This is a genomic window from Streptomyces spiramenti (genome assembly GCF_012034385.1).
Classification (GTDB): Bacteria; Actinomycetota; Actinomycetes; order Streptomycetales; family Streptomycetaceae; genus Streptomyces; species Streptomyces spiramenti.
This window is the reverse complement of sequence record NZ_JAAVJB010000437.1, coordinates 1-1593: the sequence shown is the minus strand read 5'-3', so window position 1 is coordinate 1593 and position 1593 is coordinate 1. Positions and strand designations below refer to the sequence as shown.

2 protein-coding genes are annotated in these 1593 nt (G+C 78.6%); one reads left to right on the top strand and one right to left on the bottom strand.

Annotation, left to right across the window (positions count from 1 at the left end; genetic code table 11):
* The first annotated feature begins 74 nt into the window (after positions 1 to 74).
* Entirely contained in the window at positions 75 to 818 is a 744-nt protein-coding gene (locus HCJ92_RS23990; RefSeq protein ID WP_167935701.1) for an endonuclease/exonuclease/phosphatase family protein, read from the top strand.
* A gap of 282 nt (positions 819 to 1100) precedes the next feature.
* Here HCJ92_RS23990 and HCJ92_RS24525 read toward each other — a convergent pair.
* Positions 1101 to 1593: hypothetical protein (locus HCJ92_RS24525; protein WP_209311537.1), on the bottom strand; the 493-nt coding region annotated here is incomplete at its 5' end.

Sequence of the window (1593 nt, the reverse complement as noted above, 5' to 3'; positions counted from 1 at the left end):
CCCCTGGCGCGACGCGTCGTCGCGCCGGGCCAGCGGTCCGCGGGGATACCGGCTGCGCCCCCTACAGTCGGGGCATGCCCGAGCTCCGTCTGCTCAGCTACAACGTCCGCTCGCTCCGCGACGACACGGCGGCCCTCGCGCGGGTGATCCGCGCGACCGCCCCGGACGTGGTCTGCCTCCAGGAAGCTCCTCGGTTCGCCCGCTGGCGGCACCGCACCGCCGCGCTCGGCCGGGCTACCGGGCTCCACCTGGCCGCCGGTGGCGCGCCCGCGCAGGGCGTCGCCGTCCTCACGACGCTGCGGCCGGTGGTGGAGCAGGCCCGTGAGGTCCCGCTGCCGCCGACCCCCGGCCTGCACCGGCGGGCGCTTGCCACGGTCGTACTGCGGTTGGGACGCGCCCGGTTGGCCGTCGTCAGCTGCCACCTCGGCCTCGCGGCCGACGAACGCCGCCGCCACGCCGCCCTCGTGACGGAGCTGCTCCCCGAACTGGCCGACGGCGCGCCGCTGGTCCTCGCCGGCGACCTCAACGAGCGGCCCCGTGGAGCCGCCCGGGCGGTGCTCGGGCGGGCGCTGCGGGACGGGTGGGACGCGGCACCGTCCGGCGGGCGGCACACCTTCCCCGCCGGTGGCCCCGACCGCCGGATCGACGCGGTGCTCGCGGGGCCCGGCGTGCGCTTCCTGCGGTGCGGCGTCCCGGCGGCGGGGGACGAGGGCCCGGCCGCGGCCGACCTGCGCGCAGCCAGCGACCACCTGCCGGTGCTCGCCGTGCTGCGGATCGCCGAGGGCGTGTCCGCCGCGGCGGGGCCCACCGCCCGCTGAGCGTGTGTGAGACCCCGAGCCGGATCGGCCGGCGGCGTCGGACGCGGTCGGCTGCACGGCGGAGGGGCACCCTCGCACCGGGTTGTATTCGGGCGTTCCCGACAACGCAGCAGACGGCCGTAGCCGGCGTCGCGGGCCCGGCGTGGCTCTCGAACACGCGCAGAGCCGGCGGGGGCCGCCGCCGACCGGCGCGGCGCGGACCGGTCGCCCCGGGGTGCGCGTCGACCAGGCGCCGCGTCGGCAGTGCGGGGCGGCGGTACGCCCCGCCCCGCACCGACCCGGTCAGACCACGGCGCCGCTGCCGGGATCGGTCCACTCGTCGTCCGGGTCGTCGCGCATGCCGAGCACCAGGGTGGCCATGCCGCCCAGGAACCCGCCGACACCGGCCGTCGTGAGCCACCACGTCATGTCCACCCCGAGGACCGCGCAGCCCACCAGCAGCACCGGACCGCCGACGACGCCGAGCCAGGCGAAGCGGGTGATCATGTCCGTCTCGGGCAGCGGTGGCGGCTCCGGCGGGATGAAGCGGCCCTCGCCCTCTTCCTCCTCCGGCGCCCAGTCGCGGGGGCCGGGGCCGTTCCACTGGCCGTCGGCGTCCAGCCGGTTGACCTCCCCGGGCCGGGCGGTGCCCTCCCCGGCCGGTCCGTCGCCGCCGTTCGCCTCGGCCGCGCCCCGCGCCCCCGAGCGGTCGACGGGCAGCTGCCCGACGCCCTTGAAGAAGGCGGCGGTCAACCGCCCCTTGACCCCGGGGGTGGTGAAGTACTCCGCCTTGGCG

Excerpts from the sequence above, each read along its gene's own strand:
- HCJ92_RS23990 (WP_167935701.1), top strand. The coding sequence starts at position 75 with ATGCCCGAGCTCCGTCTGCTCAGCTACAACGTCCGCTCGCTCCGCGAC.